Below are 16,924 nucleotides of genomic sequence, written 5' to 3' on the forward strand. Positions count from 1 at the left end.
GGGTTTTATTGTTCAGGGCCCGAATAAATGGCTTAACGCCATACACCCCATTGGCCTGTTGTGCCTGGTTCCTCACCAGACGTCCACCACTGGGCAGTCCATTCTTTGCCGTTGTGCGTCACCACATCACCTTGGTTGTATACGGCCGTCTTGTCCCACAAGTTGGTTGGTTCAACTGGTGGCGTTACATCCGCTTTGATCAGTGACAACGCATAACTGAAGTCTGCACTTGGCGCTAATACTTGGTTCGCATTCACGTTGTTACTATCGAACATGTAGTGGCTCATCTCTTGATGCCAAATGCCCACATACCAATCGCCCGTTTGCTGCGCGTTAAATTGATCTGCTATTTCTGCCGCCCAAGTCGCCGTATTGTTCGCACTGATTGGTAGTGAAATATCGACAATTTCATTGCCTGTCGCATTAAACGTACGGAAACGGATGGTGTCACCCGCTTCTACTGGTCCGAAACCTTGCTGAACAAAGTAGCCTAGAGATGTCAGATTATTGCCCGGTTCGGTTGGATCAACAGGGTCAGTCGGTGGCGTCGTGCCTGTTCCGTTTAACGTAATGTCACTACAGTTGTAGAAACCTTCCCCAGCGACATCAATACGCTGCCAACGAGTGTAAAGTACCGCATCGCCCGAACGATCAGCAGGGAAAGTCACCTGAATACGGTAGCGTTTTTCCGCATCAACATACACATCACCTGCGGTGTCGATCAGCTCTAAATCACTCCAAGTAAGAGGTTTTGAATCATCATAAGTTGGCTTGGTGAGATAGAATTCCCAGTACGATGGGTTGTGCGGCGCTTTGCCGTAAAACACCAATTCAATCTGGTTATTTGCATCTGGCGTAACATTGGTGCGCTGCCAGTTTGGAGAAGGAATGTTCAAGCCTTTCTTAGCTGTATCGCCAGCAGAACATAGCTCACCGTCGCGAACCACGGCTTTCACATGCTCCATATCTCGGTAATTTGGTACGTTTGCTGCAATTTCGCTACGCTGCACAAACGGATACGCGCCAGATTCATCAAAAGCCGCTTTACACGCTTGGTTAGGGATCTCGTTGGTCCAAAAGCCACCGTCTAAATAACACGTATTCTGACGAGCGCTTGGAAATTCTACCCAGCCGTGGGCGTTGACGTTAAATGAGCTCAATGCGGCAACAGCGCTTAAGCTCAAAAGAGGAAGTGTTACATGTGATTTCATCGTTCATCCTTAATTTTGCTGACTCGCCGCTCTGAAACACAAGCGGTTTAAGCAAAACTAGCAGGATGGGATTATTTAGAAGGTGAGAATAAATATGGAAATTGTAAGAGTGCCATCTGCTTTCCAGCATTTGTTGTGAACCATTCTCATACTCGACTGACTCGTTCGAGTCACTTCAAATTCGTGTGCCACAAAAACTGTCACTCTCGTTTGGCTAGCGCTCGTCTTTTGGTGTGTCCATCACCACCATGGTTGTGATCGACTTGACGTGTTCGCACTCACCCAACACATCAGCGTGAAACGCTTTATAAGCGGCGAGATCTTGCGTTTCCACACGCAGCAAATATTCGTTCGCGCCAGTGATGTTGTGACATTCCACCACCTCGTTTACAAAACGCACATGCTCTTCGAAACCCAGCTGCGCCTGCTTAGAGTGCGAGGCCAAACCAATCGACACATAAGCGACAAAACCCACGCCAAGTTGCTGATTATCCAGTACTGCTCGGTAGCCTTTGATCACGCCTTTACGCTCTAAATCTTGCACTCGGCGTAAGGTTGCAGATGGAGATAAACCAACGCGTTCCGACAGCTCTACATTGGAGATTCTTCCATCTCGTTTGAGCACTTGCAATATTCTTTCGTCAAATCTATCCATGATGATGTTTTATTGCTTATTTAGTTTCTAATCATCAAATAAAAGCACAATATTGACCTCAGTTCTACTTATAGTTGTTCTCAACTTATCGAGAACTGATTCAAGGAACAATCTATGGAATATCATCAACTGGGTGCTTTGGCGTTGTTCGCTTTTGTCTCCACTTTTACGCCGGGTCCCAATAACATTATGTTGATGACCTCAGGGGCAAATGTCGGCTTTAAACGCACTATCCCACATATGTTGGGCATTACCTTTGGCTTTGGTGCCATGCTAATTTTGGTGGGCATTGGCTTGATGAGCCTGTTCCACGCATATCCAATTACACACTCCATTTTAAAAGTATTGAGCTTGAGTTATTTGCTGTACTTGACGTACAAAATCGCCACCAGCGACAAAACCGAAGCAAAACACGATTTTCGCCCGATGTCTTTTTTAGGGGCTGTTGCATTCCAATGGGTGAACCCAAAAGGTTGGTCGATGGCGTTGACGGCCATTACGGTATACACCAGTGGCGGTTCTTGGCTCGAACTGACTTTTATCGCCGGTATCTTCTGTTTAGCCAACTTGCCATCGGTGACATTTTGGACGGCGGCAGGTATGCAATTGCAGCGTTGGTTGACCACCGATAAACGCGTTAAGGGGTTCAACTACAGCATGGCTGCGCTGTTGCTTTTGTCTACGATTCCAATGATATAAGTCCATTTATGGTTAAAAAACGACTCACTTTACGTGGTTAGAGAAAGGATAAAGGTAATATTTTTCTTGAGGCTTTGGCGTTAATTCACAGTGTAAATTTGTTTAAAGACGCTACCCTCTTGTTAGGGAACTTGATAATCTTTAAATGAGAAAGAGAATAATTATCGAGTAAAGTAACAATGAAAAAGAAGCCTCAACCTAAAACGCTTGTTGTCACAGACACAGAAACCATCACTCCAAACATGCAGCGCATTACCTTGCAAGGTGAAGCGCTGAGCCACTTTCCTCGTGACTGCGAAGGCAGTTACATCAAATTACTGTTTAACGATATGGGTGGCTCGGATCTGAGCATCCTGTCAGAATACGACCGACCAATCATGCGCACCTACACTATTCGACGCTTTCATCCAGAAACCAGTTCAATCGAAGTGGATTTCGTCCGACACGTAACGCAAGATCTGCAATGCGGATTTGCAGCGCGTTGGGCAATGGCCGCGCAAAAAGGCGACACGATCAGCATTGTTGGGCCAGGTAGCATCTCCAACTTAAATACTGAGGCGGATTGGTTCTTCATGGCTGCCGATATGACAGCACTTCCAGCACTTTCTGCGAAAATTCGTACGCTGCCAGAAGAGGCCAAAGGCTACGCTGTGATCAGCGTGATGTCTCCAGACGACATCCAACCCCTACACGCGCCAGCAGGCATGGAGTTGATTTGGTTAACCGAAGGGCAAGCCTTGGCTGATAGCGTTCGCGAACTCGAGTGGTTAGATGGTAACGCTTCGGTATGGTGTGCGTGTGAGTTCGATTCAATGCGCGCGCTGCGCCAATATTTCCGCAATGAGAAAGAAGTCGATCGCGAGAATATCTACATCAGCAGCTATTGGAAAAAAGGCGTGTCTGAAGATGGGCACAAAGTGATTAAACGTGAAGACGCGGAATCCAACCAATAGTGATTCATGTCTTTTCGATTCCAGCTCTCATCCTAATAAAAACGCCCGGCATCACCGGGCCTTTTAGCAACTTCAGTTGTATTAAAGTTCATGAAAACTCTAATCCGCTAGTTCCTGCGCTAAAAAGTCGATCAACAACCTCACTTTGGGCGATAAATTTCGGCTTTGTGGATACAGTGCCCAAATGCCTTCACGGTCGTCTCGGTAATCGGTCAGCACCTCGACTAGCTCACCGTTATCTAGGGCTTCTTGAACGTAATAGTCCGGCAACTGCACTAAACCCAAACCACGTTTGGCGGCGCCCATTAGCGCAAAACCACTATTGCATTTAATCCTCCCCGATACGCGCAAAGACTTATCGCGTTTATTTTCCTTAAAATGCCAATAATCGACCGAACCAACTAGGCACTGATGTCGAGCCAGTTCGGATAATGTGTGAGGCTCGCCAAATCGCTCCAAATACATAGGGCTAGCACACACGTAATTTTGACGCGACGAAAGACGCTTTGCGATCATGCTGGAATCTTGCAGGCGGCCAAGACGAATCGCCACGTCTACCCCTTGCTCTATCAAATCCAGTTTTTGATTGGTCAGAACTAAATCGAGGTCCACACGCGGGTACTTCTCCAAAAACTGATGCAAGAGCGGTGCGAGGTTCATTTCCCCATAGGTCACAGGCGCTGTCACACGCAGCAAACCTCGCGGTTCGGTTTGCATTTGCGTTACAGCAAGCTCAGCTAGTTCTAGCCCTTCGACCAAGTGTTTGCACTGCTGATAATAAAGCTGTCCAGCTTCAGACAGAGAAACTTTTCGCGTCGTGCGATGCAGTAACTTAACCGCAAGGCGCTCTTCAAGTGCCGATACGCGGCGACTGATTTGTGCCACTGACGTTTTCAGTTTAGCCGCGGCAGCTGTAAAGCTGTTAGTTTCCGCTACGGCAACAAACTCGCTGACTCCTTCCCAATTCGCCATGCTGTATTCCTGTCGACCTCTTCTAGACAAATAGTGATTACATTGTTCTCGTCGCGCTACGCTTTGAAAACGGGAAAACTTTACGCGTCAGGTAACGGACGAAGTTCGTCGTATTGCGCATCAAGCTCAATGCCAAAATATTCTTTCAACGCATCCAGGTAGGTTTGACCTGGCTCTAGCTCTATTTCTGTTAGCGCTTCATGATTGGCGCATCTGAGTGTGTAGTTAAGCAGCGTCACCAACCCACTTTCTGTCGCTCTAGCAGCGACTCTTGCGCTAGTAAAACGCGAATTAGGCGAAGTCGAGGTAAAGAAGTTGCTACATGCAATGTCACCAGCAAACACAAACTCTAGGTCAAAGCTGTATAGATTGTTCCACGTGTCCGTTCCATCGGTTGAAAGCACTTGGAGGAAATAACCAAACTGAGCATCTTTGACAAAACGGAAGGTTTGTAAATCCGTCTGAATCACTTGGTCAAGGATAAATGGCAATGGCGCTCGAGGGGTATTGGAGCCAAAACCCACATCGACAATCCATGTTTGTTCCTCTAACGTCACTAACGTGATTTGATGACTACGACCTGTTGGTGTGCCAGACACATGTACACGCCCTAGCAAACTTCGCGCTTCAAACCCAAGAGTGTTGAGCACATCAAGCATTAAACCATTTAATTCAAAGCAGTAACCACCGCGAGAGTGGTACACGGTTTTTTGAATAATATCTTCAATCTCAACAGAGACGCCTCGCTGCAATGCGATGTCAAAATTCTCAAACGGCAGGCAACGATGCTGCGCCACGTGAATTCTGTGCAATGACTCCAAATCGGCGGGCAATTCACTAGGCAAGCCTAGCTTGGTTAAATAGGCACTCAGATCCGTCTTATTCATAATCACTCTTACTTAGCTGATGGTTTGACAGTTTTCTACTTTAGCCCCTCTATCTAACTTCAGGTCAATCACCTTTTCCATTTCCCTTCCGCTTTAAGGAGGCATCGCACTCTTTTTACACGCTCACCTTATCATTATTACGCATATGTAAAAATCATTTTCAAAATGGACGGATTATCATTTTTACTGAAACACCTAAAATGAGCACCAACAAAACGACGCAGCGCGGTAAGCAAACCTTAACTACGCTTATTACGTCACTCCATATACTGAAAATATAAAGGAAACATCCAATGTCGCTTGAAATCAAACCTGGTCAAACTCACATAAAATCAAAAGCAATGGTCGCTTGGGCTGCAGGTGAGCCGCTTAAAATGGAAGAAGTTGATGTACAACTTCCAAAAGCCGGCGAAGTGCTAGTACGCATCGTAGCAACTGGTGTTTGTCACACTGACGCATTCACACTATCAGGTGACGATCCAGAAGGTATCTTCCCTTCAATCCTTGGTCACGAAGGTGGCGGTATCGTTGAAATGGTTGGCGAAGGCGTAACAAGCGTTGAAGTTGGCGACCACGTTATCCCACTTTACACTGCTGAATGTGGTGAGTGTAAGTTCTGTAAATCTGGCAAAACGAACCTATGTCAGGCCGTTCGTGAAACTCAAGGTAAAGGCCTAATGCCAGATGGCACAAGCCGATTCTCTATCAACGGCGAAACTATCTTCCACTACATGGGTTGTTCTACTTTCTCTGAGTACACGGTTCTTCCAGAAATCTCACTAGCGAAAGTAAACAAAGAAGCACCACTTGAAGAAGTTTGTCTTCTCGGTTGTGGCGTAACCACTGGTATGGGTGCGGTATTAAACACAGCTAAAGTTGAAAAAGGCGACACAGTGGCAATCTTTGGTCTCGGCGGTATCGGTCTTTCTGCAATCATCGGTGCTCGCATGGCTGGTGCCAGCCGCATCATCGGTGTAGACATCAACGAAAGCAAATTCGACCTAGCGAAACAACTTGGTGCAACTGATTGCATCAACCCACAAAAATTCGACAAGCCAATTCAAGAAGTGATTGTTGAAATGACAGACGGTGGTGTTGACTACTCATTCGAATGTATCGGTAACGTAAACGTGATGCGCCAAGCACTTGAGTGCTGTCACAAAGGTTGGGGTGAGTCAGTCATCATTGGTGTTGCTGGTGCAGGTCAAGAGATCTCAACTCGTCCATTCCAACTGGTAACTGGTCGTGTATGGCGTGGCAGCGCTTTCGGTGGCGTTAAAGGTCGCTCTGAGCTTCCAGAAATCGTAAACCGTTACATGGCTGGTGAATTCGGCTTACAGGAGTTCATTACCCACACAATGGGATTAGCAGACGTCAACAAAGCGTTTGATCTGATGCATGAAGGTAAGAGCATCCGAACAGTTATCCATATGGATCAATAATGCTGCCTCAGGCTCTCCTTTTGGGGAGCCTGAATTCCTTCTGCTAATTAGAGAGTTTATTCATGACCATTGAAAATGTAAGCCAAGCCAAAGTGTTTGGCGGTTGGCACAAGCAATATACACACGAATCCAATGCCCTAAACTGCACCATGCGCTTCGCGATATTCTTGCCACCTAACGCAACGAAATCAAATCCCGTACCCGCGCTATACTGGCTCTCTGGTTTAACGTGTACCGATGAGAACTTTATGCAGAAAGCGGGCGCATTTCGTATGGCGGCCGAGCTTGGCATTGCGATCATTGCACCAGACACAAGTCCGAGAGGCGAAGGTATCGCTGACGACGAAAGCTATGACCTAGGAAAAGGAGCTGGCTTTTACCTTAATGCGACGCAAGCACCTTGGTCACTGCATTACTGCATGTACGACTATGTGACCGAGGAGTTACCTGCGATCATCGAAAGTAACTTCCCTGTCTCTGACGTGAAGTCAATTTCCGGTCACAGCATGGGCGGCCACGGAGCGCTCACCATTGGTCTGAAAAATTCAGAACAGTACCGTTCTATTTCAGCGTTCAGTCCAGTCAGTAACCCAATGCAATGCCCTTGGGGACAAAAAGCCTTTACTGCTTACTTAGGCAAGGAGCTTGAAAGCTGGAAGCAATACGATGCAAGTGAACTTCTAAAACAACAACAATCACCATTACCAATTTTGGTTGATCAAGGTGATGCTGATGGCTTCTTAAATGAGCAGCTTAGACCGGAAGCGCTGATTGCTGCGGCAAAAATACACGATTCAAACCTAACCTTGAGAATGCAACCAGGCTATGACCATAGCTATTACTTCATCTCAAGCTTTATTGAAGAGCACCTCAACTTCCATGCAAAATATTTGTTTGCATAGTTAAATTAAGTAAGCTCATGAAATAAAAAATAAAGTCACCAAAACTAGGTGACTTTATTTTCTTTACGTACTAACAAATACATATCTGAATATCGATGATTTAAATATGTAAAATAATGTAACTTAAGAACAAATTCGACATCCCATTTCTCGCCTTATTAAATTCTCATTTCCGACACAGTATCTTTATTAAAAATGACACAAAGTTGCACTAAAAACCAATTAAATACCGCGAAATCATTACGAAACTCTACCATCATCCCAATACTCTGAGCTTTTAATTAAGAAGCAACTTAATAACCTTGACGTGACGTAAACCGACAGTTATTTTTGAAACATAACGTATTATAAAATCTCATCCGGTTGGCTCTATAATTATAAATAAATTACCGCTAGCACCTTTGTCCTAGCTAAGAAAAAAGAATAAAACTCAAAAGGGCATATGATGAAAAAGATAGTCGCGCTAGGTCTGTTTTTTGTTGCGCCATTCTTGTCTGCAAATACGATCGTATTTAGTAGTAGCCAGCAGCCTAGTGTCATACTGGAACTGGAAGAGATCCAAGCTTTACCTACCACTAGCTACACGATGACATTGCCTTGGCTTCCTGCCTCGTCAGAGTTTTTAGGCGTTAAACTCAGCACGCTTCTTACACACGTCTACGGAAAGGTACCAGAGCAGGTTGATATCAGCAGCTTAAACGACTATCACTCGACATTGTCCCGACAAGATATTCTTCGATATCAACCAATACTGGCTTATCAACAAGATCAGAATTACATAAACGTCAGGAATAAAGGCCCTTTCTGGGTGATATATCCACTCAATCTCTATCCAGAGCTAAACTACAATAAATATCATGCGCAAATGGTATGGCAAGTAAATGAAATAAAAGAAAAATAATAAGAATGAAGTTATCAGAACCCTATTCTAAGAAACAAAGAATATTGCAATATTCTACCACCAGCAAAATGCTGCTGGTGGTGTTTGCCGTTTCTTTGCTTCTCGCGAATGTCGTGCTTTTACAGCAAACACGTTCACTCTCACAGAATTTTAATAACGAACAAAAACAAGCGACTTGGTTTTTATTCCAACTCTCCAAAGAACTATCAGAACTTGTCGGCGAGGCCAGACGGTTAGATGAAAACGTATTGAATATTGATGGTGCAGAGCTTCAATACGAGTTAGCGTGGAGTCGCTTTGACTTATTGACCAGTAGCACGAAAGCCAATAAGTTCTTTTCTCGGAACAACATGCACCTTTACTTCATTAACCTTTTTGAAGAGTTCAAAGAGCTAGAAAAACAACTAGTAGAAGCTAGAACAGGTGATAGCCAAGCTGCTGCTGCATTTTATCGTTCAACTCAAACACTATATTTAGGCTTAATAGACTTCGTTAATCAAAACTTCCGTCTAAGCAGTAAAGCTTATGAAGCACAAAAAGGTCAAACCCAGCGCTTAATGCAAGCACAATATATGTTGTTTGCGACGTTCGTTTTGTCGATTATCTCTCTAACTTATTTCTTTTATCGTGAATCCCATTTTCATAGAAAATTGGCGCTCAGCGACCCTTTGACGAACCTAGGGAACCGCAATGCACTATTCATAACCCTAAACAAATTTACTCAAGAAAAAAGGCCCTTTTCTCTCTGGATTCTAGATTTAAATGGTTTTAAAGAAGTCAACGACACACACGGACACCAAGTTGGCGACACTGTACTGCGGGAAATCGCTAGGCGACTTAATTCTATGGCACTCAATGATTTTACTGTTTATCGCATGGGAGGAGATGAGTTCGCGGTTATCCTTGAAGGTGAACATCTCAATGAAGAGAACGTACGTGAGCAGATAAATACCGTCTTTGATGCACAAATATTAAACTCCGATAAAGTCTCAACACTTTCAACAAGCATGGGCTTAGCGCAATACCCTAAAGACAGTGACAATGTTGACTTTCTTATCAGCATAGCGGATAAGCGCATGTACAAAATGAAATTTCAACGTTAAACGGTATATATGATGAGAAAGTTCATGCAAGTACTGCTTCTACTGGCAGTCATTGCGGCAGGTGTGTTGGCTTGGGTATTTATTCCATCGCACGAAACCATCGGGCAAAAAACGCTTGAGCAGGCACTCAACGACGACTACAGCCTAGTTGGACATCGAATCTACTCAACCGATCCGGATGCTGGCAACCGATTCGGCTACTTCGTATTGGCAACGGGCCAGAGCATTGAAGAGCAAGAGCCGTTTTTGGTCACTTCGGATCAGTTTATTCGCATGGAGAAAACGGGTGATAATACCTTGTCTGTGACCGTCAATGGCCGTATTTACCATTATCATAACGACTTGTGGGTGCCAAAATCAGACGGGAAATTGCAACACTTTTTAGTCAGTGCAACCGCCAAGTACGTACGCTAAAACGGGAACATTACTACCCCCTCCCACCACACACACAAAAAAAACAAAGCCCCGCATACACTGCGGGGCTTTTTACGTGAAGAAGAAAATAACATCGAAAGAATGAGCGTTACTTCGCTAATACTTTCTCTTTAATCACTTTGAGTACCCCAGCCTCTTGGTTGCTTGGCGCAGAATAACGAGCAATTTTCTTAATCTCTTCGTGCGCGTTGGCAACCGCGTACGAATGCTCACTGACTTGCAGCATTTCGAGGTCATTGAGGTAGTCACCAAACGTCATGGTTTCTGCCGGAGTAAAATTCATCGTCTCTTGAAGATGCTGAATGGCCGCACCTTTAGAGGCCTCGGCATTCATCACATCCAGCCAGATTTTTGCACTCACCACGACTTTATGCGTTGCGCCAAACTTTGCGTTCATGGTCGGGAACAGGAGCTCTTCCGAACCGTCAAAGTGACAAATTGCTACCTTAATAAACTCGTCTTCGACCTCAAGCAAATCCGGCACATATTCACAGCGGTGGTAGTACTTTTGAAATTCTTCCAGCGATTGCTGATCATGCGTTTCGATGTACGCCGAGCGCTTGCCACACAATACGATGTTCGCCCCGTCAATCTCACGAGCCGCTTTCACAATCTCCAACACTTCCGCTTTAGGAATGGTACAACTGTAGAGCTCTTTGTCTTGGTACATCACCAAGGTGCCGTTTTCAGCCACATACAACAGTCTGTCTTTGATTGGCGCGAACGTGTCTCGCAGGCTGTAATACTGACGACCAGACGCAGCGGAGAACAAAATGCCTTGCTCTTCCAGTTGCAAAAACAGATCGAAAAACTCTGGATCCAAACGACCGTACTGGTCAAGCAATGTGCCATCCATATCGGAAGCAATAAATTTGATGCAAACTTGTGACATTAACGAAAACTCTAAATGATGCTGCGAAAATATATCCATGTAAGGTACAGGATCTTGTATGAATCTCAAGTCGGGATGACGACGCTTTTCGCATTCACCAAGGGTGCTTTTTAAAGTAATCTTCACTGTGATCGATGAAAGCTCTCACCGCAGGAGACAAGTGTTTACGTGATGAATACAGCGCGTAAATGTTGAGATCATTTGGCTTCCAATCCGGCAACACCGACTCAAGCTGACCCGATTTGAGATAGATATTGCTCAAGTAAGTTGGCAACATCGAAATACCCATGCCTTGTAAAGCGCCATGCAATAACGCCGTGGCCTCATTGCTGGTTAGACGACACTCAATTCCCACCGATTCGAACTGGTCGCCCTGAGACAAATGCCACACGTGACGCTCAAAGTTTTTGTAACCCAAACAGTCGTGTGAAGATAAATCTCGCGGATGCGCGATCGCGTGGTGAGTTTGTAAATATTGCGGTGATGCTACCAACACCGATTCGCACACCGCAATCGGCTTACCAATCAAAGAAGGATCGGGATCTGACGCAATTCGGATCGCCAGATCGATGCGTTGTTCGGTTAGATCACTCACTGAATCTTGCAGATCTATGTCGATATACACTTTGGGGTGCTTTTGCATAAAACTGTTTACTACGGGGATCAACTGTGAGAATCCAAATGAAGTACTAGACGCAAGACGGATTTTTCCGGACAGCTCACCATCAACGGCAATGTTCGACGTTAATGTATCGGCCTGTTTTAACCAGCGCTCAATCTGAGGCAAGCTGCGCTCCCCTGCGGTGGTGAGGGACACCTTGCGCGTGGTGCGGTGTAACAAACGAGTTTGCAGCCAGTTCTCCATCGCCTCTACATAACGAGTTACCATTGGCCGAGACATGTCTAACCGCTCTGCGGTCGCGGTAAAACTGCCAGAATACACCACATCCACAAACACTTTTGCTGCCGTTACTCTGTCCATACATTTGCTCGAAATAAGAAATAGTGATGCACATTATTGTGTATTTTTCCGAGCGTATCAATTTCCTAATATAGCTCCCGTTCCCAAGCCATCGTCGCTTGGCCCCAAATTCTTTAGGAGCTTATTATGAAAAAATTCACTTTGATTGCTGCATCCATTTTAATGGCAAGCCCTGTTCTAGCGGCAAACCACTCTCCCCTTACTCTTGAGGTTTACAACGCCGACGGTAACAGCTTCCACGTAAATTCAACCTTGGTATACGGTGAGACTGACGCCATGGTTATCGACACTGGATTCACCAAAGCTGACGCGATGCGCATTGCCGCTAAAGTTCTGGACTCAGGCAAAACACTTAAAACCATTTTTATCAGTCAAGCGGACCCAGATTACTACTTTGGCGCAGAGGCCTTACACCAACAGTTCCCTGATGCGCAGATCATCACAACGCCTGCGGTTCAAAAAATTATTAAAGAGAAATTGGCTGGAAAGCTGGCGTACTGGGGACCAAAGCTTGGCGCAAACGCACCGGTAAAACCAGTGATCCCTGTCGCGTACGATAAAGCATCATTAGAGCTAGAAGGTCATAAGATTGAAATCCGTGGTAACCATGGCACATCAGCACACCGCCCTTACCTATGGATTCCAGATAACAAAGCGATTCTAGGTAACGTAGCCGTGTACTCAAACGTACATTTGTGGATGGCAGATGCCGCAGACCAAACCGCCATCAATGCTTGGGAGCAGCAACTTAGCGAGATGCTTGCGCTTAAACCTCAAGTGGTCATTCCTGGTCACATGAAAGCAGGCACAAAGCTGAACGCAGACACCATTCGCTACTCGCAACAATACTTGCAGGACTTTCAGCAAGCGAAAAAACACAGCAATAACAGCGCTCAACTCATTGACACCATGTCAGCGAAATACCCAGAAGCTCAATTGCCAATCGCGCTAGAAATCGGTGCAAAAGTGCATACTGGTGAAATGTCATGGTAACCGTGCATTACTTCTTCGATCCCATGTGTGGTTGGTGCTACGGGGCATCACCACTCATCGAAGCCTTGATGGACACCTCTCAATTTAAGGTAGAGCTTCATCCCGGCGGTATGATTGAGAAACGCGCGATTGAACCTGAATTTCGTCAGCACATCATCAACAGTGACGCTCGTATTGCAACCGAAACCGGAGCGACGTTTGGTGAAGCATATCTGCAACGCGTGAAAAGCGAAGATGCGTTTGTTCTTGATTCTTATCTACCCACACAAGCGATCTTGAGTGCGGAAAAAATGGGGCTGAATCCATGGCACATGCTAAAGGCCATCCAATCTGCGCATTATCAGCTCGGGTTAAAAGTGAATGAAGCATCGACGCTCAAAGCCATTGCAGAATCGCTAGGTTTAGCAAGTGATGCGTGGGAGCAAAACATGACGTTAAGCAAAGCCGAACTAGGTGAGAGAATTCGCTCTAGCCGACAATTGATGCGCCAGTTGCACGTTGGTGGTTATCCAACCCTGATTGCAGAAGTAAATGGCGAGTACCTGACCTTGCCGCACTCGGCCTACTACGACAAACCAGCACAGTGGAAGCTTGCATTACGAAAACTGCAATAAACTCTTCCCCACTCGCTCTTGTCCTTAATCCAAGAGCGAGTGCCAACACCGACATGGCAATCCTGACTCAAACAGGTACAATCCTCGCTCGATTTTTTACTCGCGCGGATACCCACCATGCACTCGCCTGAACATTGTTTTACTCGTTTTACTGCTGATATTTCTGGCTATGAATTGCCAACGCAGTTTACGTTTCCGTTCTACTACACGCCGCATCCTCTTTGCGTTATGGCCGCAAAGCAATTGCAACAGCACTTATTAGCGCAAACCGACTTCGAACACGATTTTGGTTTGGTTAATGAAGAAACGGGGCGAGGCAAAATGTTTGGCGTATTGCTGGTAGAAAACCCTCAAGGCGAACTCGGATTTTTAAGTGCGTTTTCTGGCAAAATTGCTGACCAAAACTTAATTCCAGGGTTTGTCCCTCCTGTGTATGACATGCTGACCGATGAAGGTTTCTTCCGCGCAGAAACGGATGCCATCAACGCCGCCAATGCGGAGTACAAAACCTGTGCCGCGAATCCGGAATTGGCAGATCTTAAAGCGCAAATACAAGCCGACCGAGCCGCTTATCGACAAGAAGAGCAAACACAGCGCCAAGTGATGATTGACGGCCGCGCCGCACGCAAACGACAGCGTCAACAGGGCGAGCAAACGCTCAATGCCGATGATCTCAAAATCTTGTTGGATGAGTTGGGTAAGCAAAGTGTCACCGAGAAAAACGTTCTCAAATACTTAAAGCAAGCGTGGGATGAAAAGCTTGCAATCAAAGAAGCGCGCTTGGCCGAGTTAGAGCAGCAACTTGCTCATCTGAAAGAGCAGCGCAAAACACTCTCCAACGCTTTACAGCACAAACTGCATAAACAATACCGCTTTCTAAACAGCCATGGCGAAACACGCGACTTGGTGGACATTTTTGCGGACACCACAAACCCAGTACCACCAGCAGGTTCAGGGGAATGTGCTGCGCCAAAACTGCTTCAATACGCGTTTAAATACGGATTCAAACCGCTGGCGTTGGCAGAATTTTGGTGGGGTGTGTCGCCAAAGTCTGAAGTTCGCCAACACAAAAAGTTCTACCCATCGTGTAATAGCAAATGTCAGCCGATTTTGGGCCATATGATGCAAGGACTGGATGTCGAACCTAACCCATTGGCGGAGAATTGGGCAGAAGACAAAGAGCTAGAGATAATCTACCAAGACGACGCTATGGTCATCGTCAACAAGCCCTCGGGCTTACTTTCAGTGCCAGGTAAAACTATCAAGGACTCTGCTTATACACGCCTACAAGCGATGTACCCTGATGTGGAAGGGCCGTTTGTGATTCATCGTCTCGACATGGCGACCTCTGGCATTTTGGTGTTTGCCTTAACTAAGCGCGCGAACAAAAGTCTGCAAAAACAGTTTATGGCTCGCGGCGTACAAAAACGTTATATGGCACTGCTCGAAGGCGTATTAAACGAGCCTGAAGGGGAAATTTCACTGCCAATGCGTGGTGACCCAGACGACCGCCCACGTCAACTGGTGTGTTTTGAACACGGGAAACATGCAGAAACCTACTGGCAACTGATTGAAGTCAAAGATGGACGCAGCAAGGTATATATGTATCCGAAAACCGGGCGAACTCACCAACTACGTGTACACAGTGCTCATCACATGGGGTTAAACATGCCGATGGTTGGTGATGGTTTATACGGCGAAAAATCGAATCGCTTACACCTGCATGCTGAGATGCTAGAGCTGGATCATCCATACAGCAAAGAGCGTATGGTGTTCCAAGCTGAGTGCGAATTCTAACGTCTTCCCGATTTTAAATAACAAAAAAAGGCACTGATAGTCAGTGCCTTTTTTTGTTTTCTAACAACAGAATAAGCGTGATGCGCGATACCGAAAACCGTTAGCTCACCTTAAACTTGGTCCACACCTGAGAGCGCCAACGTCTTGCCATGATGATACCACGTACCCATTCATCGAGAGCGATTGCCATCCAAGCCCCTAAAACGCCATAACCCAAGTGGATGCCAAAGATGTAAGAGAAAAGCACGCCTAGTCCCCACATACTCAAAATCCCCATTTGCACTGGGAACTTGATGTCACCCGCGCCTTTGAGCCCCGCGATAAAAATCAGGTTAAACACACGTCCGGCCTCGAGCAAAATTGAGCCCATGACTAACGAACCTGCCAATGCGAGTATCTCTGGTTGATCGGTAAATACGCGCAGAATCTCTTCTTTAAACAGGTAAATCAGTGTGGTTGCCGCCGTTGATGCCACAAATCCTACTAAGAAGTAGATTTGTACGCGTTTTAAAATGCTGCTCACCCAACCTTTACCGATGTAGTAACCAGTCTGAATTTGCGCTGCCTGACCAATTGCCAGCGCGAAAGCAAACGAGAAACGGGCAATGTTTTGCGCATAAGTGAAAGCCGCTAACGATGCCGTCCCCATTTGCACCACAAAATACACAATGCAGATTTGCGCCACGTTGTAAGACAGCACCTCACCCGCGTTCATGCCGCCGATTTTTAAGATCTTTTTGTAAATCTCTGCGGGCACTTGTTTCATGGTCGACATCGGTAGTTCAATGCTACTGCGAGCGAGAATAAACCATAACATTAACGTACCGATGACTTGGCTGACGACGGTTGCTATTGCTACACCTTGCACACCATACACAGGTAAACCGAATGGCTGGTAAAGCGCAATATAGTTACCAATGATGTTGAACACACCCGAGATCAAATTCACCACCATTGGGGAACGTGAATAGCCATGACTACGCAGAATAGTTGTAAAAACAACGCCAATCGTAACGTTAAACGTCATCGCACCACTTATCAGCAGATATTCATGAGCGTACTGCTCAACTTGCGCTTCCAAGCCGTAATACGGGAGTAGATATATCGCACCAAGCACGGCAATCACACTCAATAGCACACCGACGAGCACAGACAACGCAATACTCGCAACACCAACGCTCACCGACTCTTGCTCGCGTCCAGCGCCATTGTATTGGGCAATCAAAATCCCCGTACCGCTACTGACAAACGTCGAAACGATGATTAAAAAGAAGGTAATCTGCGTGATCACACCAACAGCGGATACGGCTTTGTCTGAGTAGCCACTCAGCATGAACACGTCACTGGTTCCTAAAGCCGTCCGTAGCAAAATTTCGACAAGAATTGGCCAAGCTAATGCCACGATGGACATTCGTTGGTTGATGTTTTGGCTTTTAGGCATGCTTGTAACCTTTCCTACAACTAAAAACTGCCTCACAATTTTGTG

General features: G+C 45.9%; 17 protein-coding genes. 10 read left to right on the forward strand and 7 right to left on the reverse strand.

Annotated elements, in window-relative coordinates:
• Nucleotides 1-32: 32 nt before the first annotated feature.
• Together R7P80_RS23825 and R7P80_RS23830 are read right to left on the reverse strand one after the other, a co-directional pair.
• Complete coding sequence (locus R7P80_RS23825; RefSeq protein WP_017633838.1) at nucleotides 33-1,211, reverse strand: lytic polysaccharide monooxygenase; 1,179 nt, start codon at nucleotides 1,209-1,211, stop codon at nucleotides 33-35.
• A 214-nt stretch (nucleotides 1,212-1,425) separates the two neighbouring features.
• Nucleotides 1,426-1,866, reverse strand: a complete 441-nt coding sequence (locus tag R7P80_RS23830) for an Lrp/AsnC family transcriptional regulator (protein WP_005482841.1) — start codon at nucleotides 1,864-1,866, stop codon at nucleotides 1,426-1,428.
• 114 nt (nucleotides 1,867-1,980) lie between these two features.
• On the opposite strand from R7P80_RS23830, the gene R7P80_RS23835 reads away from it, so the two are divergent.
• Together R7P80_RS23835 and R7P80_RS23840 are read left to right on the forward strand one after the other, a co-directional pair.
• On the forward strand, nucleotides 1,981-2,565 hold the full coding sequence (locus R7P80_RS23835) for a LysE family translocator (protein WP_053303997.1): 585 nt from the start codon (nucleotides 1,981-1,983) through the stop codon (nucleotides 2,563-2,565).
• Nucleotides 2,566-2,744: 179 nt separating this feature from the next.
• Nucleotides 2,745-3,518, forward strand: coding sequence for a siderophore-interacting protein (locus R7P80_RS23840; protein WP_213900011.1), 774 nt, complete (start codon nucleotides 2,745-2,747; stop codon nucleotides 3,516-3,518).
• A gap of 99 nt (nucleotides 3,519-3,617) precedes the next feature.
• Here R7P80_RS23840 and R7P80_RS23845 read toward each other — a convergent pair whose 3' ends face one another.
• Both R7P80_RS23845 and R7P80_RS23850 read right to left on the reverse strand, forming a co-directional pair.
• The gene (locus R7P80_RS23845; protein ID WP_017633836.1) at nucleotides 3,618-4,490 is read right to left on the reverse strand and encodes a LysR family transcriptional regulator; all 873 of its coding nucleotides are present in this window, start codon (nucleotides 4,488-4,490) and stop codon (nucleotides 3,618-3,620) included.
• Between the two features lie 80 nt (nucleotides 4,491-4,570).
• Nucleotides 4,571-5,377, reverse strand: a complete 807-nt coding sequence (locus R7P80_RS23850) for an arylamine N-acetyltransferase family protein (protein ID WP_213870800.1) — start codon at nucleotides 5,375-5,377, stop codon at nucleotides 4,571-4,573.
• 293 nt (nucleotides 5,378-5,670) lie between these two features.
• On the opposite strand from R7P80_RS23850, the gene R7P80_RS23855 reads away from it, so the two are divergent.
• The 5 genes from R7P80_RS23855 (at nucleotide 5,671) to R7P80_RS23875 (ending at nucleotide 10,139) form a co-directional block, all read left to right on the forward strand.
• Nucleotides 5,671-6,819, forward strand: a complete 1,149-nt coding sequence (locus tag R7P80_RS23855; RefSeq protein WP_017821027.1) for an S-(hydroxymethyl)glutathione dehydrogenase/class III alcohol dehydrogenase — start codon at nucleotides 5,671-5,673, stop codon at nucleotides 6,817-6,819.
• Nucleotides 6,820-6,881: 62 nt separating this feature from the next.
• Nucleotides 6,882-7,721, forward strand: coding sequence for an S-formylglutathione hydrolase (fghA, locus tag R7P80_RS23860; RefSeq protein ID WP_225491994.1), 840 nt, complete (start codon nucleotides 6,882-6,884; stop codon nucleotides 7,719-7,721).
• 445 nt (nucleotides 7,722-8,166) lie between these two features.
• Complete coding sequence (locus R7P80_RS23865; RefSeq protein WP_225492014.1) at nucleotides 8,167-8,622, forward strand: oxidoreductase; 456 nt, start codon at nucleotides 8,167-8,169, stop codon at nucleotides 8,620-8,622.
• A gap of 5 nt (nucleotides 8,623-8,627) precedes the next feature.
• The gene (locus R7P80_RS23870) at nucleotides 8,628-9,725 is read left to right on the forward strand and encodes a GGDEF domain-containing protein (protein ID WP_005383270.1); all 1,098 of its coding nucleotides are present in this window, start codon (nucleotides 8,628-8,630) and stop codon (nucleotides 9,723-9,725) included.
• A gap of 24 nt (nucleotides 9,726-9,749) precedes the next feature.
• Nucleotides 9,750-10,139 carry a hypothetical protein gene (locus tag R7P80_RS23875; RefSeq protein WP_005374387.1) on the forward strand — a complete coding sequence of 130 codons (390 nt, stop codon included), beginning with the start codon at nucleotides 9,750-9,752 and terminating at the stop codon, nucleotides 10,137-10,139.
• A gap of 109 nt (nucleotides 10,140-10,248) precedes the next feature.
• On the opposite strand, the gene R7P80_RS23880 is transcribed toward R7P80_RS23875, so the two are convergent.
• Nucleotides 10,249-11,052 (reverse strand): Cof-type HAD-IIB family hydrolase, encoded by an 804-nt coding sequence (locus R7P80_RS23880; protein ID WP_042522338.1) that lies wholly within the window; start codon nucleotides 11,050-11,052, stop codon nucleotides 10,249-10,251.
• 94 nt (nucleotides 11,053-11,146) lie between these two features.
• Entirely contained in the window at nucleotides 11,147-12,034 is an 888-nt protein-coding gene (locus R7P80_RS23885; RefSeq protein ID WP_225491995.1) for a LysR family transcriptional regulator, read from the reverse strand.
• A 126-nt stretch (nucleotides 12,035-12,160) separates the two neighbouring features.
• Between R7P80_RS23885 and R7P80_RS23890 the strand changes: the two genes are divergently transcribed.
• The 3 genes from R7P80_RS23890 to R7P80_RS23900 all read left to right on the forward strand — a co-directional run bounded on the left by R7P80_RS23890 (nucleotide 12,161) and on the right by R7P80_RS23900 (nucleotide 15,438).
• Nucleotides 12,161-13,027, forward strand: coding sequence for an MBL fold metallo-hydrolase (locus tag R7P80_RS23890; RefSeq protein ID WP_006740944.1), 867 nt, complete (start codon nucleotides 12,161-12,163; stop codon nucleotides 13,025-13,027).
• Nucleotides 13,021-13,641, forward strand: coding sequence for a DsbA family protein (locus R7P80_RS23895; protein ID WP_225491996.1), 621 nt, complete (start codon nucleotides 13,021-13,023; stop codon nucleotides 13,639-13,641). The genes R7P80_RS23890 and R7P80_RS23895 overlap by 7 nt, the downstream gene beginning before the upstream one ends.
• Before the next feature lie 117 nt (nucleotides 13,642-13,758).
• Entirely contained in the window at nucleotides 13,759-15,438 is a 1,680-nt protein-coding gene (locus R7P80_RS23900) for an RluA family pseudouridine synthase (protein ID WP_225491997.1), read from the forward strand.
• A 100-nt stretch (nucleotides 15,439-15,538) separates the two neighbouring features.
• On the opposite strand, the gene R7P80_RS23905 is transcribed toward R7P80_RS23900, so the two are convergent.
• Entirely contained in the window at nucleotides 15,539-16,879 is a 1,341-nt protein-coding gene (locus R7P80_RS23905) for an MATE family efflux transporter (protein WP_169628494.1), read from the reverse strand.
• Between the last annotated feature and the right edge of the window lie 45 nt (nucleotides 16,880-16,924).

Source organism: Vibrio sp. 2092 (genome assembly GCF_033339635.1).
In the GTDB taxonomy this organism is placed as follows: domain Bacteria; phylum Pseudomonadota; class Gammaproteobacteria; order Enterobacterales; family Vibrionaceae; genus Vibrio; species Vibrio alginolyticus.

What these genes read in the sequence shown, in the direction of transcription:
- R7P80_RS23825 (WP_017633838.1), bottom strand. Translation starts at nt 1,211, where the DNA reads ATGAAATCACATGTAACACTTCCTCTTTTGAGCTTAAGCGCTGTTGCC.
- R7P80_RS23830 (WP_005482841.1), bottom strand. Translation starts at nt 1,866, where the DNA reads ATGGATAGATTTGACGAAAGAATATTGCAAGTGCTCAAACGAGATGGA.
- R7P80_RS23835 (WP_053303997.1), top strand. Translation starts at nt 1,981, where the DNA reads ATGGAATATCATCAACTGGGTGCTTTGGCGTTGTTCGCTTTTGTCTCC.
- R7P80_RS23840 (WP_213900011.1), top strand. Translation starts at nt 2,745, where the DNA reads ATGAAAAAGAAGCCTCAACCTAAAACGCTTGTTGTCACAGACACAGAA.
- R7P80_RS23845 (WP_017633836.1), bottom strand. Translation starts at nt 4,490, where the DNA reads ATGGCGAATTGGGAAGGAGTCAGCGAGTTTGTTGCCGTAGCGGAAACT.
- R7P80_RS23850 (WP_213870800.1), bottom strand. Translation starts at nt 5,377, where the DNA reads ATGAATAAGACGGATCTGAGTGCCTATTTAACCAAGCTAGGCTTGCCT.
- R7P80_RS23855 (WP_017821027.1), top strand. Translation starts at nt 5,671, where the DNA reads ATGTCGCTTGAAATCAAACCTGGTCAAACTCACATAAAATCAAAAGCA.
- fghA (WP_225491994.1), top strand. Translation starts at nt 6,882, where the DNA reads ATGACCATTGAAAATGTAAGCCAAGCCAAAGTGTTTGGCGGTTGGCAC.
- R7P80_RS23865 (WP_225492014.1), top strand. Translation starts at nt 8,167, where the DNA reads ATGAAAAAGATAGTCGCGCTAGGTCTGTTTTTTGTTGCGCCATTCTTG.
- R7P80_RS23870 (WP_005383270.1), top strand. Translation starts at nt 8,628, where the DNA reads ATGAAGTTATCAGAACCCTATTCTAAGAAACAAAGAATATTGCAATAT.
- R7P80_RS23875 (WP_005374387.1), top strand. Translation starts at nt 9,750, where the DNA reads ATGCAAGTACTGCTTCTACTGGCAGTCATTGCGGCAGGTGTGTTGGCT.
- R7P80_RS23880 (WP_042522338.1), bottom strand. Translation starts at nt 11,052, where the DNA reads ATGTCACAAGTTTGCATCAAATTTATTGCTTCCGATATGGATGGCACA.
- R7P80_RS23885 (WP_225491995.1), bottom strand. Translation starts at nt 12,034, where the DNA reads ATGGACAGAGTAACGGCAGCAAAAGTGTTTGTGGATGTGGTGTATTCT.
- R7P80_RS23890 (WP_006740944.1), top strand. Translation starts at nt 12,161, where the DNA reads ATGAAAAAATTCACTTTGATTGCTGCATCCATTTTAATGGCAAGCCCT.
- R7P80_RS23895 (WP_225491996.1), top strand. Translation starts at nt 13,021, where the DNA reads ATGGTAACCGTGCATTACTTCTTCGATCCCATGTGTGGTTGGTGCTAC.
- R7P80_RS23900 (WP_225491997.1), top strand. Translation starts at nt 13,759, where the DNA reads ATGCACTCGCCTGAACATTGTTTTACTCGTTTTACTGCTGATATTTCT.
- R7P80_RS23905 (WP_169628494.1), bottom strand. Translation starts at nt 16,879, where the DNA reads ATGCCTAAAAGCCAAAACATCAACCAACGAATGTCCATCGTGGCATTA.